Raw genomic sequence first — 25,632 nt, forward strand, 5'->3', positions numbered from 1 at the left:
CAGCCGGCGACTGGACTGGATGCGATTGAGATAGCCGTAGATGTAGATCTTCAGGAGATCGGCAGGATGGTAAGCAGGTCTGCCCGTTTCCGCCGGGACGACACCGTCGAAACCCAACTGGCCGAGGTCGAGTTCATCGACGAACACATCGACCACCCGCACCGGGTTGGTGTCCGCGACGTAGTCATCCAGGCTCTCCGGAAGCAGCGTGCTTTGACCTCGATGTTCTCCCTGGATGAAACGCTTCATGGGCCGCCCTGCTGAGTTTGATTCCATCAAATCCGAGCAAGGTCGATGCCAACGTTTTTACACAGCCTGGGCCAGGAGCGGACGTCTGTGTTGTGGCTGAGACCCGATCTGGTTCGGGGGCTCGGAGTCGCCATATTCAACCGCAGAACCCAGCCAAGACTGCATATAATGGTCGCCTGACCTTTCCGGGCCATGAATATGGCTGCCCCGAACAAGGAACTCGCCTCCATGGCCTCTCCAGACAAACAGAAGAAGCGTGCCCAGCGAGCCAAAGCCAAGGCCAAGCAGAACCGCATGGGCAAGCCGAAAGACAATGTCGTCCATCCGATTCTGGCAAACCCGCTGATCAACGAGCCGTTCGACGATGTCGAGATCGACTTGAGCACCTTCGACTTCAAGGACATCGAGGAGAACGGCTTCGATCCGGCGGATTTCGCCGATCTGTTCCTGGCCATGAAGGCCGGCGAGGGCATCAGTCTGCTCGCCATGTGCCTGGTGTTCCTGCAATACCCGGTGTTGATGCTGGTGGTCGCCGAGGAGTCGGAAGAGGCCGCGACCGATTTCATTATGGGCCTGCTGATCACCTATCGCGCGATCTTCTACGATGAAGACGAAGACACGGCAGTGGCCTGGCTTGAAAGCGACGCCTTCCAGAGCGCCTATAACGAAGCGTCGGTGATCCTGCAGAAGAAGAACGCCCGCGCCTAGAAGCAACGGCGATCTCCCCGGCCCTCTGGTCGCACTGGTCGCTAGGGCCAAAAGCAGTCGCTCGCTAAACCATCTCTGCAGTCCAGCGGGGCGGGCTTGGTCCGGATGTTACGAGAGTTCCCGTGGGCTCGCGCCACCGGCCGCCGAGCACATACCCAGCTCACAGAGTTAAGATTGCAAGCCACTTTGCGGGACGGTACAGCCGGAGTTGATCGTCCGTCGCTTAGTCAAGTCCCTGTGCTGATCGCCCACGGTTTGCAAGCGAACGGCAGCCCCATTAGAACCCCTCCGTTGCGAGGGGGGGGTGCTGTGGCGGCATCAGGATTTGAGGCCGAGCCGCCGGGCGAGCCGGTGCAAGTTGCCACTATCGAGCTCCAGCACGCGAGCGGTAGCGGCCCAGTTGCCGTTATGGGCCGCTAGTGTCTGCTCGATCAGCCCGAGCTGGAAGGCGTCGGTGGCGGCGCGCAGTCCCAGGCCAGCGGTCAGCAGTGACTGGGCCGGGCGTGGGTTCGCACTGGCGGGGGCCTGAGCCGGGCCGGACGCTGACAGGTTGAAGTGGTGGCTGGCGAGGGCCGGTGTCTGATTACCTTGCTCGGCTCGGGCCAGCACAGCCGCCCGGTGGATGGCGTGCTCCAGCTCTCGCACGTTGCCCGGCCAGTCGTAACGGCTGAGCAGTTGCAACGCCTGGGGCTGGATGCGCAGCCGCTCCAGCCCCAGGCTGATCCGGCAGCGTTCGCAAAAATAACCGGCCAGCAGGGGGATGTCGTCGGCGCGCTCCCGCAGCGCCGGGGCGTGGATAGGAAACACGCTCAGCCGGTGATAGAGATCGGCCCGAAACCGCCCCTCGACTACCGCCTGCTTCAGATCCAGGTTGGTGGCGGCTAGGATGCGCACGTTCACCTTGAGCGGGGTGTCGTCACCGATCCGCTGCAAATCGCCGTATTGCAGCACCCGCAGCAGCTTGGCCTGCAGGGGCAAGGAGAGCTCACCTATCTCGTCCAGAAACAGGGTGCCCCTATCGGCCAGCTCGAATTTGCCCGCCCGGTTGTGTATGGCGCCGGTGAAGGCGCCCTTTACGTGGCCAAACAGCTCGCTCTCCGCCACCGATTCCGGCAGGGCGGCGCAGTTGAGATAGACCAGCGGCTGGCTGGCGCGCGGCGAGCCCTGGTGCACCGCCTTGGCGATCAGCTCCTTGCCCACTCCCGTCTCCCCCAGGATCAGCACGTTCAGCTCGGAGCTGGCGACCACCGCTATCTCGTGGCGCAGCTGGGTCATGGCGGGGGAGTGGCCGATCATCTCCGGCTGGCCCGGACCGGATTGGGCGCCGGGGAAGAGCGGCTCGCCGCTCTGGCGGGCGAGCCGCTCCAGCAGCAAGGCGTTGCTGAGGGCGGCGGCGGCCAGGGCGCCAACCAGTCGTAGCTCCTCGTCGCTGATGGCGTCGAACTGGGACGGGTTCATGCCGTCTATGGTCAGCGCGCCGATCAACGCCTGATCCGAGAACAGCGGAAGGCCGACGCAGGCATGCACCCTGAAGTCGTCGTGATCCGGGAGCAGGCCGTCATAGGGGTCGGGCAGGCTGCTGTCGGCAGGAAAGCGCACCACGTCGCCGGCGCGGGCGATGGCCTCCATGCGCGGGTGATCCTTGAGGGCGAAGCGGCGGCCCAGCACGTCCTGCATCAGACCGTCGATGGCCAGCGGGATGAACTGGCCCCCCTCGTAGCGCAGTAGGGCCGAGGCATCGGAGCATAGCAGGCTGCGCACGCTCTGGATCAGGCGATGGAATCTGTCCTGATGGGAGATACCGAGTTGCAGGTCGAGAGCGATGCGCGCAAGGCTGTCGTTCGAGATCACGGTGATTGTCCAAATGACATTGTGTTTGTGATTTTGACTATAGGCAATAATTGTCTTAATGACAATTTAATAAAAATATTTTCAATAAAAACAATAAGTTAAAAGTTGGCACGCCAGCTGCACTAGCTAGTTCCAGTCGAACATTCACTATTGCATCCTGGCGATCAACTTCATGACTATTCACGTTAAAAACAACATTCACTGGGTCGGCCAACTGGACTGGGAGGTACGCGACTTCCACGGCACCGAGTACAAGACCGACAAGGGCACCAGCTACAACAGTTACCTGATTCGCGAAGAGAAGAACGTACTGATCGACACCGTCGATCACAAGTTCAGCCGCGAGTTCGTGCAGAACCTGGCGGCCGAGATCGATCTCGGCCTCATCGACTACGTGGTGATCAACCACGCCGAGGAGGATCACGCCGGTGCTTTGACCGAGCTGATGGCCCGCATCCCTGGCACCCCCATCTACTGCACCCACAACGCCATCGATTCCATCACCGGCCACCATCACCATCCGGAGTGGAACTTCCACCCGGTCAAGACCGGCGACAGCCTGGATATCGGTAACGGCAAGCAGCTGGTGTTTATCGAAACCCCCATGCTGCACTGGCCCGACAGCATGATGACCTATATGACCGAGGATGCGGTGTTGTTCTCCAACGACGCCTTCGGCCAGCACTACTGCGACGAGCACCTGTTCAACGACGAGGTGGATCAGACAGAGCTGATGGAGCAATGCCGGCGTTACTACGCCAACATCCTCACCCCCTTCAGCCCGCTGGTGACCGCCAAGATCAAGGAAGTGCTGGGCTTCAACCTGCCGGTAAGCATGGTGGCCACCTCCCACGGCATCGTCTGGCGCGATGATCCCACCCAGATCATCCTCAAGTACCTGGAGTGGGCGGACAACTATCAGGAAGATCGCATCACCCTGTTCTACGACTCCATGTCCAACAACACCCGCATGATGGCCGATGCCATCGCCCAGGGCATCCACGAGGTGGACCCCGGCGTGGCGGTGAAGATCTACAACGTGGCCCGCCACGACAAGAACGAGATCCTGACTCAGGTGTTCCGCTCCAAGGGGATACTGGTGGGCTCCTCCACCATGAACAACGTCATGATGCCCAAGGTGGCGGGCATGCTCGAGGAGATCACCGGCCTGCGCTTTCGCAACAAGCGCGCCTCGGCCTTCGGCAGCTACGGCTGGACCGGCGGCGCGGTCGACCGGATCCAGACCCGGTTGATGGATGCAGGTTTCGACATCAGTATCTCCCTCAAGGCCAAGTGGCGCCCGGACGGCTCGGCATTGGCCGAGTGCCGTGAGCATGGCCGCCGGCTCGCTCGCCAATGGGCACTGCACCCGCTCGAGGCACCCCGCTCGATCACCACCCCAGCCCCCGTGGCGGCGGCTCCTGTGGTTGAGGCCCCGACAGCCCCCGTCGCCGCCCCGGCATCCAGCGAGTTGGACGATAACCAGAGCATGCTCTGCGTCGTCTGCCAGTGGGTCTATGACCCCGTCCTCGGCGAGCCGGATCAGCTGGTGGCACCGGGTACTCCCTGGGCCCAGGTGCCGGACAGTTTCCTCTGCCCCGGCTGCGGCATCGGCAAGGAAGTATTCGAAGCCTGCGCGACGGAAGTGGCGGCATGAGCGAAGCAGCCATGAGTCACAGCGAAATCATCGTGATCGGCAGCGGCTTTGCCGCTCAGCAGCTGGTCAAGAGCCTGCGCAAGCTGAACGTCGATCAGCCCATCCGTCTAATCACCGCCGACAGCGGCGATGAATACAACAAGCCGGATCTCAGCCACGTGGTGAGCCGGGGTTGCAGCGCCGCCGCCATGACCCGGCTGAGCGGAGGCGAATTTGCCGAGCAGCAGCGCATCACGCTAATGCCTCACTGCCCGGTGCTCGGCATCGATCCTGCTCGGCGGGTGGTGCTGACCGGGCAGGCAGAGTACCCCTATGATCGGCTGGTGCTGGCTACCGGCGCCAGCGCGGCGCGCCCGCCCATCCCGGGCTCGGAGCGGCTGATAACCCTCAACAGCCAGCAGGAGTACGCCGCCGCCGAGCAGCGTATCCTGCAGGCCAGTCGCATCATGGTGCTGGGGGCGGGTCTGATCGGCTGCGAGCTGGCGATGGACATGGCGAGTGACGAGCGCCAGGTTACGCTGGTGGATCTGGCTGCCAGCCCGCTCAGTACTCTGCTACCGGCGGCCCTTAGCCAGCCGTTGCAGCAGGCGCTGCGTGCGCAGGGTGTGGAGTTGGTGCTAGGACAGGGCCTTGCCGGGCTCAACCCGATCGATCCCGATCGGCCTGGCGATGGTTGGCGGGTGACCCTCAGCGACGGTCGCGTCAGCGAGCAGGATCTGGTGATCGCCGCCATCGGCTTGCGGCCGAACCTGACCTTGGCCCGAGACGCCGGGCTCGAAGTCGGGCGCGGCATCCGAGTCGACGATCGGCTACAGACCAGCGATCCCCATATCTTCGCGCTAGGGGATTGCGCCGAGTGGCAGGGGCAACTGCTTCCCTTCCTGCAGCCTATAGTTCTAGGAGCTCATGCCTTGGCCAAGACCCTGCTTGGCACGCCGACCCCGCTGACCCTGCCGCCCATGCTGGTGAAGGTGAAGACGCCGCACTACCCGCTACAACTGGCGGGCTGCACCCAGGGTGAGGATCTGGCCTGGCAGTGCCGCTGGAACAGTCACGGCATGGTGGCCGAGGCTCGCGGTGAAGATGGCGCGCTGTGTGGCTTCGTGGTGGGGGGCGATCAGATGAGTGCCGCCTTCCCGCTGCTGCGCCAGCTACCCCGTTAATTCATTTCGTTAACTGAGGCCGGACCAACCCGGCCATTCGAGGAGAGTTTCCATGTCCCTGCACCTCATTCCCGCCCACTGTGCGGATTCCACGCTGACTCGGACACCCATTCCACGAACATCCTGACAGTGATTCCACGCTGATCCGGACACTCATTCCACGAGCATCCGGACACTTTCTGGCAGGCAGCCACGCAGGATTAACTCACTACCATCGGCCTCTTTTTCGAAGCAGAGAGGTCGTCGTGGAGCGTCTATACCATGCGTAAAATTCGATCTGCCGCAAGCAGCGCCATCCCACATAACGAAAAAAGGCACGTCAACGACGTGCCCTTTTTCTTTCCCGCGCTAACGATCAGACGACATCCACCAGAATCACCTCGCTGTCCTCCAGCGCCGTCACCTTCACCACTTCTTCCTTGGCGATCGCCGCGCCGTCGCGGGCTTCGAGCAGGATGCCGTTGACTTCCACCTTGCCAGCCGCCGGCACCAGGTAGGCCCGGCGGTCCGCGCCCAGGGTGTATTCGGCGGTCTGGCCGGCCTTCAGGGTGGCGGCGACCAGGCGGCCTTCGGCGCGGATGGGCAGGGCGTCGGTGTCGCTGTCGTAGCCGCTGGCGAGGGTGACGAAGCGGCCGGCGCGGTCGCCTTTCGGGAAGGGCTTGGCGCCCCAGGACGGCTTGCCGCCACGCTGCGAGGGCATGATCCAGATCTGGAAGATCCGCGTCAGGTCCTGCTCCAGGTTGTACTCGGAGTGCACGATGCCGCTGCCGGCACTCATCACCTGTACGTCGCCGGCTTCGGTGCGGCCCTTGTTGCCCAGGCTGTCCTGGTGGGTGATCGCGCCCTGGCGGACGTAGGTGATGATTTCCATCTCCTGGTGCGGGTGCGGCGGGAAGCCGCCGCCGGGGGCGATCTCGTCGTCGTTCCAGACGCGCAGCGGACCCCAGTTCATGCGTGCGGGGTCGTAGTACTCGGCGAAGGAGAAATGGTGCCTGGCGTTGAGCCAGCCATGGTTGGCGCCGCCGAGTTGCTGGAAGGGTCTGCGTTCGATCATCTGGCGATCCTCGTTGGGCGCAAGGGGCGGAAAGCCTGCCTTGCGCGGTTGACGAGAGAGATGATCGTCAGAATCTAATCGATAAAAAAGCGCAAATATTCGGATTTTCCTATCTATTAAGTAGATTGTTTATCGCCGCCCAGGAACTTGCTGAGGAACTGCCGGGTGCGTTCCTCGCGTGGATTGGCGAACAGCGCCCTGGCCTCGCCCTGTTCGACGATCACGCCCTTGTCGATGAAGATCGCCCGGTTCGCCACGTCGCGGGCGAAGCTCATCTCGTGGGTGACGATGACCATGGTGCGGTTCTCCTCGGCCAGGCTGCGGATGGTCGCCAGTACTTCGCCAACCAGCTCCGGATCGAGCGCCGAGGTGGGTTCGTCGAAGAGGATCACGTCCGGCTGCATCGCCAGGGCGCGGGCGATGGCGACGCGCTGCTGCTGGCCGCCGGAAAGCCGCTTCGGGTAGGCGTCTTCCTTGCCGGACAGGCCGACCTTGGCGAGCAACTGGCGGGCGCGCGTCTCGGCGCTGGCGCGCGGCTCCTTCTTCACGATCAGCGGGCCTTCGATGACGTTTTCCAGCGCCGTGCGGTGCGGGAACAGGTTGAAGTTCTGGAACACGAAACCGACGTGCTGGCGCAACCTGCGGATCAGGCCCTGCTGCTGCTTGAGCGGGCGCGAGGCGTCGATCTCGATCTGGCCGACACGGATGGTCCCGCCGCTGGGCGTTTCCAGCAGGTTCAGGCAGCGCAGCAGGGTGGTCTTGCCGGAGCCGCTCGGGCCGATGATCGCCACCACTTCGCCCGGCGCGACGTCGAGGTCGATGCCCTTGAGCACCTCCTGGCCATGGAAGGTCTTGGTCAACTGGCGGACACTGATCATGCCCCGGGCTCCTGGTCATGGCGGTTGACCCGCGCTTCGAGGCGATTCTGCAGGTGGGCGAGGGCGGTCGCCAGCACCCAGTAGATCAGCGCCGCGGCCAGGTACATGGTGAAGACTTCGAAGGTGCGCGCGGTGATCAGCTGCGCCTGGCGGAACAGCTCCGGCACCTGGATGGTGGCGGCCAGCGCGGTGTCCTTGACCAGCGAGATGAAGCTGTTGCCCAGCGGTGGCAGGGCGGTGCGCGCGGCTTGCGGAAGAATCGCGCGGCGCAGGGTCTGTGCGCGGGTCATGCCGATGCTGGCGGCGGCTTCCCACTGGCCGCGGTCGATGGAACCGATGGCGGCGCGGAGGATTTCGCAGACGTAGGCCGCCATGTTCAGCGAGAAGCCGATCAGCGCGGCGGGCAGCGGGTCGAGTTCGATGCCCAGCTGCGGCAGGCCGTAATAGATGACGAACAGCTGCACCAGCAGCGGCGTGCCGCGGAAGAACGAGACGTAGATGCGCGAGGTCCAGCGCAGCAGGCCGAAGCCGTAGAGGCGCATCAGCGCCAGCAGGAAGCCGAGGATCAGGCCGAAGAACATCCCGCCGACGCTGAGGCCCACCGTGTAGACCGCGCCCTTGAGCAGGAAGGGCGCGGAGTCCAGCGCAAGCTGCAGGCTTGCGTCGATCATTGGGTGACGTCAGCCTTGAACCACTTTTCCGACAGCGCCTTCAGGCTGCCGTCGGCGCGCAGCTTGTCGATGGCCTGGTTGATCGCCGCGAGCAGTTCCGGATTGCCCTTGCGCAGGGCGACCCCGGCTTCCTGGCGGGCGAACGGCGCGCCGGCCACGGCGAGGGTTTCGCCGGTCTTGCCGACCAGTTCGAAGGCGGCCAGGCGGTCGATGAGGATGGTGTCGATGCGGCCGATGCGCAGGTCCTGGTACTTGGTCGGATCGTCCTCGTAGGTGCGCACGTCGGCCTGCGGGACGTTTTCCTTCAGCCACTGCTCGTAGTTGGTGCCGAGACCGACGCCGACCTTCTTGCCGGCCAGGTCCTCCGGCTTGGCGAACCTGCCTTCGTCGCCCTTGCGGGTCAGCGCCTGGATGCCGGAGACGGTGTAGGGCTCGGAGAAGTCGTACTTCTTCTTGCGCTCCTCGGAGATGGTCACCTGGTTGATCACCACGTCCAGGCGCTTGGACTCCAGCGCGGCGAGGATGCCGTCCCACTTGGTCGGCTGGAACTTCGCCTTGACGCCGAGCTGCTTGGCCAGCAGTTCGGAGAACTCCACCTCGAAGCCGCTGAGCTTGCCGGACTCGTCGACGAAGCTGAAGGGCGGATAGGTGCCCTCCAGGCCGATCTTGATCTCACCCTTTTCCTTGATCTGCGCGAGCAGGTCTTCGGCGGCTACGGCCTGGCCGAACAGGGCGCTGCCCAGCGCGAGGGTCAGGCCGGCGAACACGAAACGACGTCGCAATGCGGAGAAGATCATGGGGTTCCCCCGGTTTTGGTTTGTTTAAGCAGGTTAGTCCAACGAGCGGCGAATATAGGATGAGAAGACTTATGCGATAAAATAATAAGAAATTTTATGCATAGATCATTCGATCTATAGATAACTCGGATGATAGGCGAACAGCGCGGGTGCGCCGCCGGTGTGCAGGAACAGCAGCGAACCCTTGTCGAAGCGCTGGCGGGCCACGCCGTCGAGCAATCCGGCCATGGCCTTGCCGGTGTAGACCGGGTCGAGCAGCAGCCCTTCCTGGCCGGCCAGCAGGCGCACGGCGTCCAGCGTTCCGGCGTTGGGCTCGCCGTAGCGCGGGGCGAAATACTCGTCCCACAGTTCGATGGCGAAGTGGGCGGGCAGGGTGTAGCCGAGCAGGTCGGCGGTCTCCTGCACCAGATTTTCCACCTTGGGCCGCTGCGCCGCATCGCTGCGCGAGACGGTGACGCCGATCACCGGGGTATGCGGCAGGGCCTTGGCCAGCGCCACGGCCAGGCCGGCATGGGTGCCGGCGCTGCCGGAGGCCAGCACCACGGCGGAGAAGCCCTTGCCGCTGGCGTGGACCTGCTCCGCCAGCTCCAGCCCGGCGCGCACGTAGCCGAGGGCGCCGAGGGCGTTGGAGCCGCCGATCGGCACCAGGTAGGGCTTGCGCCCGGCGCTGCGCAGGCGTTCGCCGGCGGCCTGCAGTTGCGCGTCGGCGTCGTCGAGGTTGTCGACCAGTACGACCTTGGCGCCGAACAGGTCCAGCAGCAGGCGGTTGCCGTTGTTCAGGTAGTTGGCGTCCGCCGTGCCGATCGGATTCTCCAGCAGGGCGACGCACTCCAGCCCCAGGCGCGCGGCCAGCGCGGCGGTCTGGCGCACGTGGTTGGACTGGATGGCGCCGGCGGTGATCAGGGTATCCGCCCCGGCGCGCAGGGCGTCGGCGGCGAGGTATTCAAGCTTGCGCACCTTGTTGCCGCCGAGGGCGAAGGGCGTGGTGTCGTCGCGCTTGACGTAGATATCGCGGCCGAGGCGGCTGGAAAGACGCTGCAGCTTGTCCAGCGGCGTCGGCGCACCGATCAGTTCGATACGCGGAAAACGGGCGAGCGATTCACGCAGCATGCTCATGGATGACCTCGATGGCGGGGACGACGATTTTTCAACATAGAGCCAGGGGCGGTCGGCGGCAAACGACACGTGAAGCAATGGGCGGACAGCGCGGCGCGAACAGGCTAGGCTCGGCAGGATATTTTTTCAGGATCGGGGGATTACATGGAAACGATGGCAAAGGGCACGACGGCACGCGGCTCCCTGTTCGCCTGGCTGGCCGCCTGCGCGCTGCTGCTGGCCTGCGCGGGACCGGCGCAGGCGGCACGGACGATTCCTTCGGGAATGCTGATCGGCATGGTGGACAGCGCGTCCTACCCGGTCATCACCCTGAAGAAGCCCAAACCCAGCCTGCTGGTGCGGATAGCCAAGCTGTGGCTCTATCCGAAGACGGTCAGCTACAGCGTGGCGGTGTCGGTACGCATCCGCGACGAATCCGGGCGCTTCATGGTGCATGGCATGCTGCCGCAGCTGGCGGGCAAGTTCGTCGGCCTGGAAGCCGACGTCAACGGCCAGGTCCGCCAGGTGTGGGTGCTGACCCGGCAGGAGGCCGACGAATACGCCGCCCGGCCGGACACGCGCTTCCCGATATGAGCCGCGGCGGTGCCCTTCAGGTATGATGTGCGCCGTTTCATCCATCAGAATCCGGTCGCTCCCATGACATCCTCCCAACAGCCGCCCCGCGACGACAGCGCGGAAACCGCCCCTGAACAGCCCAGGCTTTCCCTCGCCGAACTGGCGAAAGCCGCACTGGCTGCGCAGAAGCAGGGGGCCAGCGCCTACCAGCCGCACAAGAACCATGACAAGGCCACCTACCGGCCACCAGCGCCGCGCGGCTCGCGGCGTTCCATGGGCAAGCGCTGACGCAGGCCCAACGCCAGGACCAGGGAAGCAGGCCCATGAGAAATCATGGGCCTGTTTCTTTTTCGGCCCTCTGGTTTCCGCGCGCCATGCATTGTAAGAGTGGGGGCTGAATGCCCGCCCATTTCCAGGAGTCCGCCATGAACCTGATCGTCGAAAAGTCCGGCCCGGTAACCACCCTGATCATCGACCGCCCGGCGCTGCGCAACGCGGTGGATCGACCCACGGCGGAGGCCCTGGCCGATGCCCTGCGTGCCTTCGAGGCGGACGACGAGGCGCGGGTGGCAGTACTGACCGGCAGCGGCGGGACCTTCTGCGCCGGCGCCGACCTGGGGGCGGTGGCCGAGGGCGGAGAACGGCGCAATCGCCTGGAGATGGAAGGCGACGGGCCGATGGGGCCGAGCCGCATGCAGCTGGCCAAGCCGCTGATCGCCGCCATCGAAGGCCATGCCGTGGCCGGCGGGCTGGAGTTGGCGCTGCTCGCCGACCTGCGGGTGATGGCCGAGGACGCGGTGTGCGGGGTGTTCTGCCGACGCTTCGGCGTGCCGCTGATCGACGGCGGCACGGTGCGCCTGCCGCGCATCGTCGGCCAGGGTCGCGCGCTCGACCTGATCCTAACCGGCCGCCCGCTGCAGGCCGACGAGGCGCTGGCGATCGGCCTGGCCAATCGCGTGGTGCCGAAGGGCCAGGCGCGCCAGGCGGCGGAGGAACTGGCGCGGCAGATCGCCGAGTTCCCCCAGGCCTGCATGCTCGCCGACCGCGCCAGCGTCTACGGGCAGTGGGACTATTCCTTCGACGTGGCCATGGCCAACGAATTCCAGGGCGGCCTGGCGGTGGTCATGAGCGGGGAGACCCAGGCGGGAGCGCGGCGCTTTGCCTCGGGAGAGGGGCGGCACGGGGAGTTCTAGGGTTTCTCCGGGGTGGCGGCGGATAACGCTGGGGCGTTATGCGCCCTACCGGGGTGCCCCTTCTGGTATCTCTGCGCGTTTTGTTCGCGAGCAAGCTCGCTCCTACGGGCACAGCGTTGACCTGTAGGAGCGAGCTTGCTCGCGAATCCTGTGTAGGAGCGGGCCATGCCCGCGAGCCCATCCGGGCGCATGAAAACTCTCAGTGCAGCGCCTTGTGCGGCACGCCGATCTCCGCCAGGCGCTGGCTCAGGCGCAGCTGTTCGGCCGGGTCCTCGCTGAGCAGCAGGGCGCGTTCGAGGTCGTAGCGCTCGGCCTGCGGGCAGTCCAGCTGGCGGTAGAACTCGGCGCGGGCGAGGTGGTCGGCGACGGTGGCTTCGCCCAGTTCCAGAACGCGCTGGGCATCCTTCAGGCCGGCCAGCGGTTCGCCGGCGGAGAGGTGCAGCTGGCGCAGGTTGCGCGACAGGCGCTGGAGCATTTCCGCCGGGCTGGCGGTGCGCAGGTGGCTGGCCTGCAGTTCCACGTGCGGGCCGGCGTGGCGCAGCAGCAGGTCGCGGCAGTCGCGGGCGTAGAGGCGGCGGCCGGTGACCGGGTCGAGTTGGTGGTCGGCGCCCGGCACGCGGAGGAGGAAGTGCCCGGGGAAATTCACCCCGACCAGGTCGATGCCCAGGCGCCGGGCGAGCTCCAGGGCGATCAGCGCCAGCGACAGCGGCTGCCCCCGGCGGCGCAGCAGCACCTGCGGCAGCAGGGCGACCCGCGGTTGCGGCGGATAGTCGTCCTCGCTGAAACCCAGCGAAGCCAGCCGGCGCAGCAGCAGCTGGGCGCGCTCGGCGTCGTCGGCCCCTTCCGCCAGGCCGAGTCGCACCTGCTGCAGCAGGCCGTCGAAGGTCGGCCGGACCCGCTCGGGCGGCAGGTCCGGTTCGTGTTCGGCGGCGATCCACAGCGCTGCCTCGAACAGGGCGGGTGGCTCCTGGGCAAGGCAGGCGAGGCAGGCTTGGCGCGGGTCCATGGCGTCCTCCGGGGTGGTTCTCCGGTTTTAACCGTAGCGCCGATCTTCGTCCAGTGCCGGCAACTGATCGTCGGCGCCGGGCCCGCGGGCGGCCGCCCTGCCTATACTGAGGGGGCCATTTCCAGCGGGCGGATCAGCCCGCGCCAGTGAGGGAGCGCCGTTATGTTCGACATGATGGAAGCCGCCCGACTCGAGTCATTGCATCTCGCCCAGGACCCGGTCACGGGGCTCAAGGCCATCATCGCCATCCACAGTTCCCGGCTCGGGCCGGCCCTGGGTGGCTGCCGCTACCTGCCGTATCCCAACGCCGAAGCCGCCATCCAGGATGCCGTGCGCCTGGCCCAGGGCATGAGCTACAAGGCCGCGCTGGCCGGCCTGCGCCAGGGCGGCGGCAAGTCGGTGATCATCCGTTCGCCGCACGTGGACAACCGCGGCGCGCTGTTCGAGGCCTTCGGCCGGATGATCGAGTCGCTGAACGGCGCCTACGTGACGGCGGTGGACAGCGGCACCTCCAGCGCCGACATGGACTGCATCGCCCAGCACACCCGCCACGTCACCAGCACCACCAGCGGCGGCGATCCCTCGCCGCACACCGCCCTCGGCGTGTTCGCCGGGATTCGCGCCACCGCCCTGGCACGCCTCGGCGGCGACGACCTGGAGGGGCTGCGGGTGGCGATCCAGGGGCTCGGCCACGTCGGTTACGCCCTCGCCGAACACCTCGCAGCGGCGGGTGCGGAGCTGCTGGTCAGCGACCTGGACGCCGGCAAGGTGCAGCTCGCCGTGGAACAGCTCGGCGCCCATCCGCTGGCCAACGACACGCTGCTCTCGACCCCGTGCGACATCCTCGCGCCGTGCGGCCTCGGCGGCGTGCTGACCTCGGAGAGCGTCGCTCACCTGCGCTGCGCGGCGGTGGCCGGCGCGGCGAACAACCAGCTGGCGCAGCCGGAGGTGGCCGACGAGCTGGAAGCGCGCGGCATCCTCTATGCGCCGGACTACGTGATCAATTCCGGCGGGCTGATCTTCGTCGCGCTGCAGCACCAGGGCGAGTCGCCGTCGAACATCACCGCGCACCTGTCGCAGATTTCCACGCGGCTGACCGAGGTCTACGCCCACGCCCAGGCCGACCGCAGCTCGCCGGCGCGGGTCGCGGACATGCTGGCGGAGCGCATCCTCTATAGTTAGGACAAAGGCATTCGAAACGCCCCGGGACACACCGGGCCCTCGGAAGTATCACCACGGCGCGCCCGGACCGGGCCAGCCGCGGCACCGGCAGCGGGCAACCCCCGTGGCGCCGGAGCTTCGCCGCCACAAGCGGCGGATGTGCAACCGGCTCGCTTATCCAGCGCGCGGAGGAGGGGAGTCATGCCGCACAGCACGTTCGACCTGCCATACACCCGCTTTCTCGATCCCAACGGCCGCCTGCTCGGCGAGCTGCCCGCCTGGGTCGACGACGTTGGCCTGCTGCTGCACCTCTACCGGCAAATGGTGCTGACCCGCCTGTTCGACCAGAAGGCGGTGGCGCTGCAGCGCACCGGGCGCATCGGCACCTATCCCGCGAACCTTGGCCAGGAAGCCATCGGCGTCGCCGTCGGCAGCCTGATGCGGCCGGAGGACGTGCTGGTGCCCTACTACAGGGACATCGGCGCGCAGTTCCAGCGCGGCGTGCGCATGGAGGAAATCCTCCTCTACTGGGGCGGCGACGAGCGCGGCAGCGCCTTCGCCGATCCGGCCTGCGCCGAGGACTTCCCGATCAGCGTGCCGATCGCCACCCAGGCGCTGCATGCCTGCGGCGTCGCCTCTGCCTTCCGCATCCGTGGCGAGCACCGGGTGGCGGTGACCACCTGCGGCGACGGCGCGACCAGCAAGGGTGATTTCCTCGAGGCGCTGAACGTCGCCGGCGCCTGGCAGCTGCCGGTGGTGTTCGTGGTCAACAACAACCAATGGGCGATCTCGGTACCGCGGCGCATCCAGTGCGGCGCGCCGACCCTGGCGCAGAAGGCCGTCGGCGCCGGCATCCACGGCGAGCAGGTGGACGGCAACGACGTGCTGGCGGTGTACGACCGCGTGCGCGCGGCGCTGGAGCGGGCGCGGCAGGGCAAGGGGCCGGCGCTGCTGGAGTGCATCACCTACCGCCTGTGCGACCACACCACGGCGGACGACGCCAGCCGCTACCGCTCGGCCGAGGAAGTCAGCCAGGCCTGGCGCGAGGAGCCGGTCAAGCGCCTGCAGAGCTTCCTCGCCGCCCACGGCATGTGGGACGAGCGCCGCGAGCAGGCGCTGGTCGGCGAATGCCAGAAACTGGTGCAGCAGGCGCTGGAAAACTTCGAGGCGATCACGCCGCAGCCGCCGGAAGCGCTGTTCGAGCACGTCTACGCGCAGTGGCCGGCGGCGCTCGACGACCAGCGCGAGATGCTTGCCGAGCGGGTCGCCCGGCGTGCCGCGGCGGCCGCTCCGGTGGATGCCGTCAGGGTGAAGGGAGGGCTGCACCATGCCTGAAGCCAATGGCAAGGCCAGCCTGCTGGAAGCGGTCAACCTCGCGCTGCACCGGGCGATGAGCGAAGACGAGAACGTGGTGGTGCTAGGCGAGGACGTCGGCGTCAACGGCGGGGTGTTCCGCGCCACCCTCGGCCTGCGCGAACGCTTCGGCTTCAAGCGGGTGCTCGACACGCCGCTGGCGGAGAACATGATCGCCGGACTGAGCATCGGCATGGCCGCCCAGGGCCTGAAGCCGGTGCTGGAAATCCAGTTCATGGGCTTCATCTACGCGGCCATGGAGCAACTGGTGTCCCACGCCAGCCGCATGCGCAACCGCACCCGCGGGCGCATCGGCTGCCCGCTGGTGCTGCGCACGCCGATGGGCGCCGGCATCCGCGCGCCGGAGCACCACAGCGAGGCCACCGAGGCGATGCTGGCGCACATCCCCGGCGTGCGGGTGATCGCCGCGTCCTCGCCGGCGCGCGCCTACGGCCTGCTGCTGGCGGCCATCGACGATCCGGACCCGGTGATCTTCCTCGAACCGACCCGGCTGTACCGGGTGAGCCCGCAACCGCTGGTGGACGACGGCAAGCGCCTGCCGCTGGATACCTGTTTCACCCTGCGCGAAGGTGCGGACCTCACCCTGATCAGCTGGGGCGCCAGCGTCCACGAGACGCTGCAGGCCGCCAATGCCCTGGCCGAGCGCGGCATCGGCGCCGAGGTGATCGACGTCGCCAGCCTCAAGCCGCTCGACCTCGACACGCTGGAAGCCTCGGTGCGCAAGACCGGCCGCTGCGTGATCGTCCACGAGGCGCCGAAGAGCTGCGCGCTGGGCGCGGAAATCGCCGCCAGCCTCTACGAACGCGCGCTGCTCGACCTGCAGGCGCCGATCCAGCGCGTCACCGCGCCGGACATCCCGCCGCCGCTGTATCGTCTGGAGCCGCTGTACATGCCGGGGGTGGAGGACATCCTGGCGGCGTGCGAGACGGTAATGAACTATGCGTGAGCGCGGCGACGTCCACCGGAACGGACGCGGGAGCGTGGGAACGATAAGCCGGCGTCGACGTTGTAGGAGCGAGCTTGCTCGCGAATCCCGTGTAGGAGCGGGCCATGCCCGCGACAGACCCCGAGGCAAAGGAGACCGCGATGAAATACTTCAAGCTGCCCGACCTCGGCGAAGGCCTGCAGGAAGCGGAGATCAGTCAGTGGCACGTCAAGGCCGGCGAGCGGGTGAAGGCCGACCAGCCGCTGGTCTCGGTGGAGACCGCCAAGGCGCTGGTGGAAATCCCGGCGCCCCATGACGGCGTGGTGGTGAAGCTGTTCGGCGCCGAGGGCGACGTGCTGCACGTCGGCGAGCCGCTGGTGGCCTACGAGGGCGAGGAGACGGATGCCGGCACCGTGGTCGGCCGCCTGGAGGGTGGCGGCGAGAACGCCCAGGTCGACCAGTTCTTCGTCGGCGCGGCGCCCTCCACCCGCGAACACCTGGCGCCACGCGCCACCCCGGCGGTGCGCCAGCTGGCGCGGCAGCTGGGGGTGGAACTGGCCGGGCTGAGCGGTTCCGGCGCTGCCGGCCTGATCACCCGCGCCGATGTCGAGGCGGCGGCGCAGAGCGCGCGCGACTCCTTCGGCGGCGAGCGCCTGCGCGGGGTGCGGCGGAGCATGGCGATCAACATGGCGCGTTCCCATGCCGAGGTGGTGCCGGTGACCATCCACGGCGACGCCGACCTGCAGCGCTGGGGCGCCGCCCGCGATCCGCTGATCCGCCTGGCCCAGGCCATCGCCGTGGCCTGCCGCGAGGAACCGCTGCTGAACAGCTGGTTCGACGGCGCCTCGCTGTCGCTCCGCCAGCACCCGCAGGTCGACCTGGGCATCGCCGTGGATACGCCGGATGGGCTGTTCGTGCCGGTCCTGCGCAATGTCGGCGAACGCAGCGCCGAAGACCTCCGGGCCGGCATCGCGCGGCTGCGCGCCGACGTGCAGTCGCGCTCGATCCCGCCGCAGGAAATGCTCGGCGCCACCATCACCCTGTCCAACTTCGGCACCCTGTTCGGCCGCTACGCCAGCCCGGTGGTGGTGCCGCCGCAGGTGGCGATCATCGGCGCCGGTGGCATCCGTGACGAGCCGGTGGCCTGGGAAGGACAGGTGGCGATCCATCCGCGGCTGCCGCTGTCGCTGAGCTTCGACCACCGTGCGGTGACCGGCGGCGAAGCGGCGCGCTTCCTCAAGGTGCTGGTGCAGGCGCTGGAAGAGCCGGACTAGGACTCGTCCTCGTCCTTCAGGCGGAAGCGGCACACCGCGCCGCCGCGCACCATGCATTCCAGGTGCTCGACGCCGCGCCCGGCGAGGCCGGCGATCAGCGCCAGGTCCAGCTCGCAGACTTCCGGATGGGCGCTGGCGAGGTGATGGAAGATGCAGTTGTAGGCGACGATTTCCGTCTCGCCCGCGGTACTGGCGATCAGTTGCGCCTCGTAGCCGGCCTGCTGCATGTGGTTGGCGATGCGCTGTTCGTCCACCGCCTGCCGCTCCAGGTTGCCGGCCAGCTTGCGCCCCAGCTCGCGCATGATGCGCACCAGCTGCTCATGGCCGATCAGCTCGGCGACCTCGCCGATCAGCAGGTCGGCGAGCAACTGGTACTGCCGGGGGAACTGTTCGCGGCCGAGTTCGGTGAGCTGGTGCAGCTGCTGCGGCCGGCGGCCGGTGGGCCGGGTCGCGGTGCGCTCCACCAGGCCGTCGCGCTCCAGCGCGGCGAGGTGCTGGCGCACCGCGGTGCGGGTGACGCCCAGGTGCTCGGCGAGGTCGTCGATGCTCATGCCTTCCGGGCAGTACAGCAATGCGCTGAGCAGATCCTGCTGGGTACGTCCTAGGCCGAGAAACATCGGTTACCTCGTCTGTGCTGGGCACCCTGACGTAGGGTGAATGACGCCCAGCGTCATCCACCGATGGGCGTCAGCGCCAGGTTTGCGGCGGATGACCGCGAACGGTCATTCGCCCTGCGCCAAGGGGAAAGCCCCTCAGAACTTGTCCGGAAACTGCTTCACCAACGCCCCCGCCAGCGCATCGGCGATCGCCAGGATGTGCTCGCGCATGGCGTGCCAGGTCTTCGCCTCGCCAGCGTAGTCCTTGTGCGCAAGCTGGTCGATCTGGCTGATGTGGTGGCCGCCGTGGGCGGTGAGCAGGTTCACCAGGGTGTCCTTCGGCAGGTAGGGGTTGGCGCCGGAGAGGAAGGTGGCGATGGCCTCGGCGTTGCTCACCAGGTCATCGGTCGCGGCCTTCTTCTTCGCTTCGCTCTTCGCCACCGTGGCGTCGCTGTAGGCCTTGATCGCGCCCCAGTGGCCGGCGAGCAGCTTGAGCAACTGGTCGGCGGCGGGCTGGCCGTAGAGCGGGGCGATGCTGTTGGCGATGGAGGTGGCGTTGGCGACCACTTCCTTGGCGGCGACTTCGGCCTGCGCCTTGTCGCCCAACTGGTTGGCGACCGCGTAGTTGCGGACCCAGAAGATGTGCTCGACCCACAGGTCACGCAGCGCCAGGCGGGTGGTCAGGGCGGCATTCTGCGCTTCCGGGGCTGCGGCGTATGCCGTCTGGCTGAAGGCCGGTTGTGCGCACAGGGCTATCAACAGCAGAGCCAGAGTTCGGATGATCATGACGGTTACCCTCGTGAAATGGTTGCCCCCGCATCCCCCTGAAAAGCAATTAAAGCATAAAAAAATGCCTAAATTGCCGATGGCAAGGGTGGCGGACGAACGGTACGGGAGGGCAGGAAAAACGGGACGTTCGCAGGCGCCAGCGGCCTGCGAACGGGAGGAGGGATCAGGCGTCGGAGTCTGCGGCGGAGAGTTCGCCGAGGGCGTCCGGCTGGTTCTTGAAGGCGCGGGCGAAGGTGTCGCGGTTCTTCGCCATGAAGATGCCGAGTTCCTCGACCTGCTCTTCGTTCAGCGAGGGCACCGCCTTCTGCAGGACTTCCGCCAGCCGCTCCGCCAGTTCGAGCATCCTGTCGTGCCGGTCGGCTTCGGCCTTATCCATGAACAGGCGCTCCGGATCGCGGCTGCTGCGGTACACCACTTCGACGGCCATTCATCACCTCGTATGCCTTCTCGTAATTCAGGGTAGGAAAGTACTGTTTTTTTATACAGTAAAAGCATACGGGATTCACCGCGACGTGCAAAGCCCCCGTGCCATTATTCTGGCCATCATCGGGGTGCTCTGCTTCGGGGCGGGTTGCCGCAGGACGGTGCGTCGGAAGGGGGGATCAGGAGGCCTTGCGCAGGCCGGTCATGGCGGCCAGCAGTTCGGGGGCGCTGGTGCCCTGTTCGATGGCGATGCCGAAGCGGATGCTCTGGATGAAGCGCTGCAGCTGCTCCGGGTTCTGCATCTGGCTGGGACGGATCAGGCGCTTGGCGGCCACGCCGGCGTCGGTGGAGAGCGTGAGGACGATGCTGCCGTCCAGTCGTTCGAGGCTGAAATTGACCCGGTACTGGGGTTGGAACGCCTTCGTCAGCACCTGAAAGGGACTTTCCATTTTCGCTCCTGCCTGGGTTGGGGCTTGCCTTTCATGGACTGGAAGCCGGCGGAGAAAGTTCGGGGCATATTGCCGCAGCCGCGCGAAGTGCTTCCTGAGTGAAATCAATGGCGTGTAACTTGCTCGGTTCATGCCAACTATCGGTCAGCCAGGGGAGAACCGACGAAATGAAACTGAATTGGGCCGAACGCCTGCGCCAGCACATGCATGGATGCGCGGAGTCGCTGGGCAACCTGTTGGTGGAGGCATTCCACTACCTGGCCCTGTTCGCCATAGGCGCCACGGTGTTCTGGTCGGCGGTGGCCGCATTCATCGGCATGGTTTCCCAGGGCCACGCGAAGATCGACGACATCCTGCTGCTGTTCATCTACCTCGAACTGGGTGCGATGGTCGGCATCTATTTCAAGACCAACCACATGCCGGTGCGCTTCCTGATCTACGTGGCGATGACCGCGCTGACCCGCCTGATGATCGCCGACATCCAGCACAACCACGTGCCGGACGACGGCATCATCCTGGTCTCGGTGGCGCTTCTGCTGCTGGCCGTGGCGATCCTGGTGGTGCGCTTCGCCTCGTCGCGCTTCCCGTCGCCGAGTTCGCCCAAGGGCGGCAGCGGCGAGCGCGATCTGATCGGCGAGGACGAACGCTGATCCCTTGTGCCGGCGCCATGCGCGCGATGTCTTTGTGCGGGATCGGTCGCGGGCATGGAGCGGATTCGCGAGCAAGCTCGCTCCTACAGGGGCGCGGCGTTATTCCGTAGGAGCGAGCTTGCTCGCGAACAGAATGCCCCGGGCAATGCGGGTTTCACCCGCCCTACGTCCTACAACGCCTTCGGCAGCGGCGCGAACAGCGCGTCGATGTCTGCGTCATCCAGCTGCCAGTCGGTCCCGGCGCCTTCGAGGATGCCGGCGGCCAGCGCGGATTTCTCCCGCTGCAGCAGCTGGATGCGTTCCTCCACCGTGCCGCGGGCGATCAGCTTGTAGACGAACACCGGCTTGTCCTGGCCGATGCGGTAGGCGCGGTCGCTGGCCTGGTTCTCGGCGGCGGGGTTCCACCAGGGGTCGTAGTGGATCACCGTGTCCGCCGCGGTCAGGTTGAGGCCGACGCCGCCGGCCTTGAGGCTGATCAGGAACAGCGGCACGCGGCCTTCCTGGAAGTCCTGCACCGGCTTGCGGCGGTCGCGGCTGTCACCGGTCAGCAGGGCGTAGTCGAGGCCGCGCTGTTTCAGGGCGTCGCCGATCAGCGCGAGCATCGAGGTGAACTGCGAGAACACCAGCACCCGCCGGCCTTCGGAAAGCAGCTCTTCGAGCATGTCCAGCAGGTAGGCGAGCTTGCCCGAGGTCACCGTCTTCGACGCCTTGCCGCTGCCGGCCTCCTTCTGCACCAGGCGGATGTCGCAGCACACCTGGCGCAGCTTGAGCAGCGCTTCGAGGATGATGATGCGGCTGCGCGCCAGGCCACGGCGGGATATTTCCTCGCGGACCTTCTGGTCCAGCGCCAGGCGCACGGTTTCGTAGAGGTCGCGCTGCGCCTCGCTGAGTTCGATGTGCTGGATGAATTCGCTCTTCGGCGGCAGCTCCGAGGCCACCTGCTCCTTGGTGCGGCGCAGCAGGAACGGGCGGATGCGCGCCGCCAGGTGGGCCAGCCGGGCCTGGTCGCCGTGGCGTTCGATCGGCGTGCGGTAGTCCTGGGCGAAGCGCCGTGCGTCGCCGAGCCAGCCGGGCAGGAGGAAGTGGAACAGCGACCACAGCTCACCGAGGTGGTTTTCCAGCGGCGTGCCGGTCAGGCACAGGCGGTGCCGCGCGTTCAGCTGGCGCGCGGCCTGGGCGGCCTTGGTCTCGGCGTTCTTGATGTTCTGCGCCTCGTCGAGGATCAGCAGGTGGAAGGGCTGCTTCTCCAGCTTCTCCACGTCGCGCGGCAGCAGGGCATAGGTGGTAAGGATCAGGTCGTGCTCGGCGATCTTCGCGAAGTCGCGGCGGCGGCCGGCGCCGTGCAGGGATAGCACGCGCAGCTCGGGGGTGAAGCGTTCGGCCTCGTCCAGCCAGTTGGGGATCAGGCTGGTCGGCATCACCACCAGCGCCGGCGCGGTGAGGCGGCCGGCCTGCTTTTCCAGCAGCACGTGGGCCAGCGACTGCAGGGTTTTGCCGAGGCCCATGTCGTCGGCGAGGATGCCGCTGGCGTCCACCTCGCGCAGCGCCTGCATCCAGCTCAGGCCCTCGTGCTGGTAGGGCCGCAGCTCGGCGCGCAGGCCCTCCGGCAGCGGCGCCGGCTGGGCGCGGTAGTCGCGCAGGCGCTGGGCGATGTGGCGCAGCTGTTCGCCGCCCTGCCAGCTCAGCGGCAGCTCCTCCAGGTCGCCGAGCCGCGCGGCGTCGGCGCTGCCCATGCGCAGGCGGCGCACCGGCGCCTGCTCGCCGAAGTAGAACTCGGCGAGGGTGCCGATCAGCGGCTTCAGGCGGGCGAAGGGGATGGCGATGCGCAGCGGCCGCTCGGAGGCGATCTGCCAGGGTTGCACCGGATTGCGTCCGGCGTCGACGCGCAGCACCAGCTGTTCGTCGTCGGCGTGGCGGGCGAGGGCGATGGGGTCGAGCAGCGCCGGGGTGCGGCGGATCAGCTCGATCAGCGACGGCAGCAGGCTGACGCGGCGGCCCTCGACCTGGATGCCCAGCTCCAGGTCGAACCACTGGCGGTCGTCGGTTTCCTCGATCTCGGCGTACCAGTCTTCCACCGGCGTGAGGTCGAAGACGAATTCCGGGCGGATGTCGATTTCCCAGCCGCGCTCGCGCAGTTGCGGCAGGCTTTCGCGCATGAAGTCCTGCCAGGCGCTGTCGTCGGGCAGCTCGAACATTTCCCCGGCGCTGTCTTCCAGCGCATCGCTGCGGCGCATCGCCGGCTTGAAGCCGAGCTGGCGCAGTTCCAGGCGCAGCGCGTTCTCGCGCTCCGGCTGGCGGCTGACGCGGACGATGCGGTCGTCCTGGAACACCCGCAGCTCCCTGGCGGAGCGCGCGGTGAGGGTGCCGGAGACCGGGGTTTCGCCGTAGAGGAAGGCGAGGGCGGCGCGATGCCGGGAAATGTTCTGCATACGCCCGCTGCGCAGGTCGAAGCCGCTGTGCACGTGGCTGCCCAGGGTCAGGCGCGCACGCGGAACCACGACTTCGGATGCCGGCGCGGGCGATGACGGTTCGGAGGGGGGCTTCATCCGACTTTCCTTCCGGCGGGCGGGCCGCTCTACACAAACGCCCGATATTACCAAGGCTGGGCGCGGAAGGAACCGGAACTCGACTGACGTACAGGCTGGTTGTCCGGATCAGCGGGCGAAGCGCCGTGCCCCCGCCACGCAGCCGACCACCGCCAGGGCGGCGCCGAACATCAGCGGGCTGACGCTCTCGTGCAGCAGCAGCGCCGCCAGCGCCAGGCCGAAGAATGGCTGCAGCAGCTGCAGCTGGCCGACCGCCGCGATGCCGCCACGGGCCAGGCCGTGGTACCAGAAGAAGAAGCCGATCAGCATGCTGAACAGCGACACGTAGCCGAGGCTCAGCAGCGCCGGCCAGCCGGCCGCGAGCACGTCGCCCGGCCAGGTCCAGAGCATCAGCGGCAGCATCGCCGGCAGCGAAAGCACGAGCACCCAGCAGATCACCTGCCAGCTGCCCAGATGCCGCGACAGCCGCGCGCCTTCGGCATAGCCGAGGCCGCAGGCGAGGATGGCGGCGAGCATCAGCAGGTCGCCGACCAGCGAAGCCGCGCCGCCCTGGGCCAGCGCGTAGGCGGCCACCGAGGCGCTGCCGAGCACGGCGAACACCCAGAACGCCGGATGCGGCCGCTCGCCGGCGCGCAGCACGCCGAACAGCGCGGTGGCCAGCGGCAGCAGGCCGACGAAGACGATGGCATGGGCCGAGCTGACCTGGCGCAGCGCCAGGGCTGTGAGCAGCGGGAAGCCGAGCACCACGCCGCCGGCGGTCACCAGCAGCGGCAGCAGGTCGCGCCGCCGCGGACGCGGCTGGCGCAGCAGGAGCAGGATCGCCGCCGCCAGCAACCCGGCGATGCTGGCGCGGGCGAGGGTGAGGAAGATCGGGTCGAAGCTCAGCACCGCCACCCGCGTGGCCGGCAGCGAGCCGCTGAAGATGAGGATGCCGAGAAAGCCGCTGAGCCAGCCGTTCATGTGCGTCACCTGTGGAGCGATGGAGTCCAGCATGGCTTTCGGGTTGTCGGCTCGCCAGTGACAGCAAAGGTACAATATGTACAAACTGTCCTGGAAATTCATCGGTACAGTCGAGGGTGTGGACATGGCGGGAAGAGCGGAAAGCCGCGTCGATACGGTGATGCGCACGGTGCGCGAACGCCTGGCGGCGCGCTCGCTGGTGCCGGGCGAGCGGCTGCCGTCGATCCGCGGGCTGGCGGACAGCCTCGGGGTGTCCAAGACCACCGTGGTCGAAGCCTATGACCGGCTGGCGGCGGACGGCGTGATCGAGGCGCGGCGCGGTTCCGGTTTCTACGTCTGCGGGCATCCGCCGCCGCTGTCCCTGGCGGAGATCGGCCCGGCGCCGGACCGCAGCATCGATCCGCTATGGATATCCCGCCAGTCGCTGGAGGCCTCTGAAGAAGCCCTCAAACCGGGCTGTGGCTGGCTGCCGCAAACCTGGCTGCCGGACGCGGAAATCCGCCGCGCGTTGCGGCAGATCGCCCGCGAGCCGCAGTCGAGCCTGCTGGAATACGGCCGCCCCTACGGCCACCCGGCGCTGCGCGAACAGCTGGCGCGGCGCCTGGCCGAGCACGGCGTGGCGGTCGGCGCGCAGCAGATCGTGCTGACCGACAGCGGCACCCAGGCCATCGACCTGATCTGCCGCTTCCTCCTCGAACCGGGCGACACCGTGCTGCTCGACGATCCCGGCTACTTCAACTTCCAGGCCCTGCTGCGCGCGCACCGCGTGCAGGTAATCGGTGTGCCCTACACACCCAATGGGCCGGACATCGAGGCGCTGGCCGGCATCCTCGAACGCCAGCGGCCGCGCCTGTACATCACCAACTCGGCCTTCCACAACCCGACCGGCGCGGTGCTCTCGCCGCTGGTGGCGCACCGCCTGCTCAAGCTCGCCGAGGCCCATGACCTGCTGATCGTCGAGGATGACATCTTCGCCGACTTCGAACTGGAGAACGCGCCGCGGCTGTCCGCCTTCGACGGGCTGGAACGGGTGATCCAGGTCGGCAGCTTCTCCAAGACCCTGTCCGCCTCGGTGCGCTGCGGCTTCATTGCCGCGCGGGCCGACTGGTGCGAGCAACTGGTGGACCTGAAGCTGGCGACCAGCTTCGGCAACAGCCCGTTCAGCGCCGAACTGCTCCACGAACTGCTGCGCAAGGGCAGCTACCGCCGCCATGTGGAAAGCCTGCGCGCGCGCCTGGCCGACGCCATGGGCGAAACCCTGCCGCGCTTGCGCCGCCTCGGCCTGCAGCCATGGCTGGAACCGCGCGGCGGGATCTTCGTCTGGGCGGAACTGCCGGAGGGTCTGGACGGCGCGGCGGTATCCCGCGCGGCGCTGGCCGAGGGCGTGGTGCTGGCGCCGGGCAACGTGTTCAGCCTGAGCCAGTCGTGCGGGCGCTTCCTGCGCTTCAACGTCGCCCAGTGCCAGTCGCCGCGGGTGTTCGAGGTGCTGGAGAGGGCGATGGGTGGGGTGGCTGCAGAAGGCCATTCCGCGTAGGTCGCCGGAGCGCCAACCTGCAGGAGCGAGCTTGCTCGCGAACGGAGTGACCG

The 25,632-nt window shown here is 67.2% G+C and carries 26 protein-coding genes; 12 read left to right on the forward strand and 14 right to left on the reverse strand.

Features of this window, described 5'->3' with window-relative positions:
• On the reverse strand, nucleotides 1-249 hold a 249-nt coding region (locus tag BLR75_RS02420; protein ID WP_139206987.1), incomplete at its 3' end, for a transposase.
• 228 nt (nucleotides 250-477) lie between these two features.
• On the opposite strand from BLR75_RS02420, the gene BLR75_RS02425 reads away from it, so the two are divergent.
• Nucleotides 478-957, forward strand: coding sequence for a hypothetical protein (locus BLR75_RS02425; protein ID WP_084309786.1), 480 nt, complete (start codon nucleotides 478-480; stop codon nucleotides 955-957).
• Between the two features lie 318 nt (nucleotides 958-1,275).
• Here the strand turns inward: BLR75_RS02425 and norR are convergent, their stop codons facing one another.
• Nucleotides 1,276-2,808, reverse strand: coding sequence for a nitric oxide reductase transcriptional regulator NorR (gene norR, locus BLR75_RS02430; protein ID WP_084309787.1), 1,533 nt, complete (start codon nucleotides 2,806-2,808; stop codon nucleotides 1,276-1,278).
• A gap of 172 nt (nucleotides 2,809-2,980) precedes the next feature.
• On the opposite strand from norR, the gene norV reads away from it, so the two are divergent.
• Both norV and norW read left to right on the forward strand, forming a co-directional pair.
• The gene (gene norV / locus BLR75_RS02435; protein ID WP_084309788.1) at nucleotides 2,981-4,465 is read left to right on the forward strand and encodes an anaerobic nitric oxide reductase flavorubredoxin; all 1,485 of its coding nucleotides are present in this window, start codon (nucleotides 2,981-2,983) and stop codon (nucleotides 4,463-4,465) included.
• On the forward strand, nucleotides 4,462-5,628 hold the full coding sequence (norW, locus tag BLR75_RS02440; protein WP_084309789.1) for an NADH:flavorubredoxin reductase NorW: 1,167 nt from the start codon (nucleotides 4,462-4,464) through the stop codon (nucleotides 5,626-5,628). The genes norV and norW overlap by 4 nt, the downstream gene beginning before the upstream one ends.
• A 355-nt stretch (nucleotides 5,629-5,983) precedes the next feature.
• Here norW and BLR75_RS02445 read toward each other — a convergent pair whose 3' ends face one another.
• The 5 genes from BLR75_RS02445 to BLR75_RS02465 all read right to left on the reverse strand — a co-directional run bounded on the left by BLR75_RS02445 (nucleotide 5,984) and on the right by BLR75_RS02465 (nucleotide 10,138).
• Nucleotides 5,984-6,682, reverse strand: a complete 699-nt coding sequence (locus tag BLR75_RS02445; RefSeq protein ID WP_084309790.1) for a pirin family protein — start codon at nucleotides 6,680-6,682, stop codon at nucleotides 5,984-5,986.
• A 116-nt stretch (nucleotides 6,683-6,798) separates the two neighbouring features.
• Nucleotides 6,799-7,560, reverse strand: coding sequence for an L-cystine ABC transporter ATP-binding protein TcyN (tcyN, locus tag BLR75_RS02450; RefSeq protein WP_084309791.1), 762 nt, complete (start codon nucleotides 7,558-7,560; stop codon nucleotides 6,799-6,801).
• A complete protein-coding gene (gene tcyL / locus BLR75_RS02455; RefSeq protein ID WP_084309792.1) occupies nucleotides 7,557-8,231 on the reverse strand; it encodes a cystine ABC transporter permease in 675 nt (224 codons plus the stop codon). The genes tcyN and tcyL overlap by 4 nt, the downstream gene beginning before the upstream one ends.
• A complete protein-coding gene (tcyJ, locus tag BLR75_RS02460; protein WP_084309793.1) occupies nucleotides 8,228-9,028 on the reverse strand; it encodes a cystine ABC transporter substrate-binding protein in 801 nt (266 codons plus the stop codon). The genes tcyL and tcyJ overlap by 4 nt, the downstream gene beginning before the upstream one ends.
• 114 nt (nucleotides 9,029-9,142) lie before the next feature.
• A complete protein-coding gene (locus BLR75_RS02465; protein ID WP_084310137.1) occupies nucleotides 9,143-10,138 on the reverse strand; it encodes a D-cysteine desulfhydrase in 996 nt (331 codons plus the stop codon).
• Between the two features lie 150 nt (nucleotides 10,139-10,288).
• On the opposite strand from BLR75_RS02465, the gene BLR75_RS02470 reads away from it, so the two are divergent.
• From BLR75_RS02470 to BLR75_RS02480, 3 genes are all read left to right on the forward strand, one after another.
• Nucleotides 10,289-10,717: a Crp/Fnr family transcriptional regulator gene (locus tag BLR75_RS02470; protein ID WP_245726093.1), complete on the forward strand. Its 429-nt coding sequence runs from the start codon at nucleotides 10,289-10,291 to the stop codon at nucleotides 10,715-10,717.
• A gap of 63 nt (nucleotides 10,718-10,780) precedes the next feature.
• Nucleotides 10,781-10,987: a hypothetical protein gene (locus BLR75_RS02475; protein WP_084309794.1), complete on the forward strand. Its 207-nt coding sequence runs from the start codon at nucleotides 10,781-10,783 to the stop codon at nucleotides 10,985-10,987.
• A 137-nt stretch (nucleotides 10,988-11,124) separates the two neighbouring features.
• A complete protein-coding gene (locus tag BLR75_RS02480) occupies nucleotides 11,125-11,892 on the forward strand; it encodes a crotonase/enoyl-CoA hydratase family protein (protein ID WP_084309795.1) in 768 nt (255 codons plus the stop codon).
• Between the two features lie 199 nt (nucleotides 11,893-12,091).
• Here BLR75_RS02480 and BLR75_RS02485 read toward each other — a convergent pair whose 3' ends face one another.
• Nucleotides 12,092-12,898, reverse strand: coding sequence for a SirB1 family protein (locus BLR75_RS02485; RefSeq protein ID WP_084309796.1), 807 nt, complete (start codon nucleotides 12,896-12,898; stop codon nucleotides 12,092-12,094).
• Between the two features lie 162 nt (nucleotides 12,899-13,060).
• Here BLR75_RS02485 and BLR75_RS02490 point away from each other — a divergent pair, with 162 nt between their 5' ends.
• The 4 genes from BLR75_RS02490 to BLR75_RS02505 all read left to right on the forward strand — a co-directional run bounded on the left by BLR75_RS02490 (nucleotide 13,061) and on the right by BLR75_RS02505 (nucleotide 17,632).
• Nucleotides 13,061-14,080, forward strand: coding sequence for a Leu/Phe/Val dehydrogenase (locus tag BLR75_RS02490; RefSeq protein WP_084309797.1), 1,020 nt, complete (start codon nucleotides 13,061-13,063; stop codon nucleotides 14,078-14,080).
• A gap of 180 nt (nucleotides 14,081-14,260) precedes the next feature.
• Nucleotides 14,261-15,394, forward strand: coding sequence for a pyruvate dehydrogenase (acetyl-transferring) E1 component subunit alpha (pdhA, locus tag BLR75_RS02495; RefSeq protein WP_084309798.1), 1,134 nt, complete (start codon nucleotides 14,261-14,263; stop codon nucleotides 15,392-15,394).
• Nucleotides 15,387-16,379 carry an alpha-ketoacid dehydrogenase subunit beta gene (locus tag BLR75_RS02500; RefSeq protein WP_084309799.1) on the forward strand — a complete coding sequence of 331 codons (993 nt, stop codon included), beginning with the start codon at nucleotides 15,387-15,389 and terminating at the stop codon, nucleotides 16,377-16,379. Before pdhA ends, BLR75_RS02500 begins: the two co-directional genes overlap by 8 nt.
• A 140-nt stretch (nucleotides 16,380-16,519) precedes the next feature.
• A complete protein-coding gene (locus BLR75_RS02505; RefSeq protein WP_084309800.1) occupies nucleotides 16,520-17,632 on the forward strand; it encodes a dihydrolipoamide acetyltransferase family protein in 1,113 nt (370 codons plus the stop codon).
• On the opposite strand, the gene BLR75_RS02510 is transcribed toward BLR75_RS02505, so the two are convergent.
• From BLR75_RS02510 to BLR75_RS02525, 4 genes are all read right to left on the reverse strand, one after another.
• Nucleotides 17,629-18,249 (reverse strand): helix-turn-helix transcriptional regulator, encoded by a 621-nt coding sequence (locus BLR75_RS02510; protein WP_084309801.1) that lies wholly within the window; start codon nucleotides 18,247-18,249, stop codon nucleotides 17,629-17,631. The two genes, BLR75_RS02505 and BLR75_RS02510, sit on opposite strands and share 4 nt — an antisense overlap.
• A 135-nt stretch (nucleotides 18,250-18,384) precedes the next feature.
• Entirely contained in the window at nucleotides 18,385-19,014 is a 630-nt protein-coding gene (locus BLR75_RS02515) for a hypothetical protein (RefSeq protein WP_084309802.1), read from the reverse strand.
• Nucleotides 19,015-19,180: 166 nt separating this feature from the next.
• Complete coding sequence (locus BLR75_RS02520) at nucleotides 19,181-19,444, reverse strand: YebG family protein (protein ID WP_084309803.1); 264 nt, start codon at nucleotides 19,442-19,444, stop codon at nucleotides 19,181-19,183.
• Nucleotides 19,445-19,619: 175 nt separating this feature from the next.
• Nucleotides 19,620-19,889, reverse strand: coding sequence for a DUF3509 domain-containing protein (locus BLR75_RS02525; protein ID WP_084309804.1), 270 nt, complete (start codon nucleotides 19,887-19,889; stop codon nucleotides 19,620-19,622).
• Between the two features lie 167 nt (nucleotides 19,890-20,056).
• On the opposite strand from BLR75_RS02525, the gene BLR75_RS02530 reads away from it, so the two are divergent.
• A complete protein-coding gene (locus BLR75_RS02530) occupies nucleotides 20,057-20,539 on the forward strand; it encodes a phosphate-starvation-inducible protein PsiE (protein ID WP_084309805.1) in 483 nt (160 codons plus the stop codon).
• 170 nt (nucleotides 20,540-20,709) lie between these two features.
• Here BLR75_RS02530 and BLR75_RS02535 read toward each other — a convergent pair whose 3' ends face one another.
• Together BLR75_RS02535 and BLR75_RS02540 are read right to left on the reverse strand one after the other, a co-directional pair.
• Complete coding sequence (locus tag BLR75_RS02535; RefSeq protein WP_084309806.1) at nucleotides 20,710-23,085, reverse strand: DEAD/DEAH box helicase; 2,376 nt, start codon at nucleotides 23,083-23,085, stop codon at nucleotides 20,710-20,712.
• 108 nt (nucleotides 23,086-23,193) lie between these two features.
• Nucleotides 23,194-24,045, reverse strand: coding sequence for a DMT family transporter (locus BLR75_RS02540; RefSeq protein WP_084310142.1), 852 nt, complete (start codon nucleotides 24,043-24,045; stop codon nucleotides 23,194-23,196).
• Between the two features lie 124 nt (nucleotides 24,046-24,169).
• Between BLR75_RS02540 and BLR75_RS02545 the strand changes: the two genes are divergently transcribed.
• The gene (locus BLR75_RS02545) at nucleotides 24,170-25,579 is read left to right on the forward strand and encodes an aminotransferase-like domain-containing protein (RefSeq protein WP_084310141.1); all 1,410 of its coding nucleotides are present in this window, start codon (nucleotides 24,170-24,172) and stop codon (nucleotides 25,577-25,579) included.
• Nucleotides 25,580-25,632 lie beyond the last annotated feature (53 nt).

This window comes from Pseudomonas jinjuensis, from assembly GCF_900103845.1.
GTDB lineage: Bacteria > Pseudomonadota > Gammaproteobacteria > Pseudomonadales > Pseudomonadaceae > Pseudomonas > Pseudomonas jinjuensis.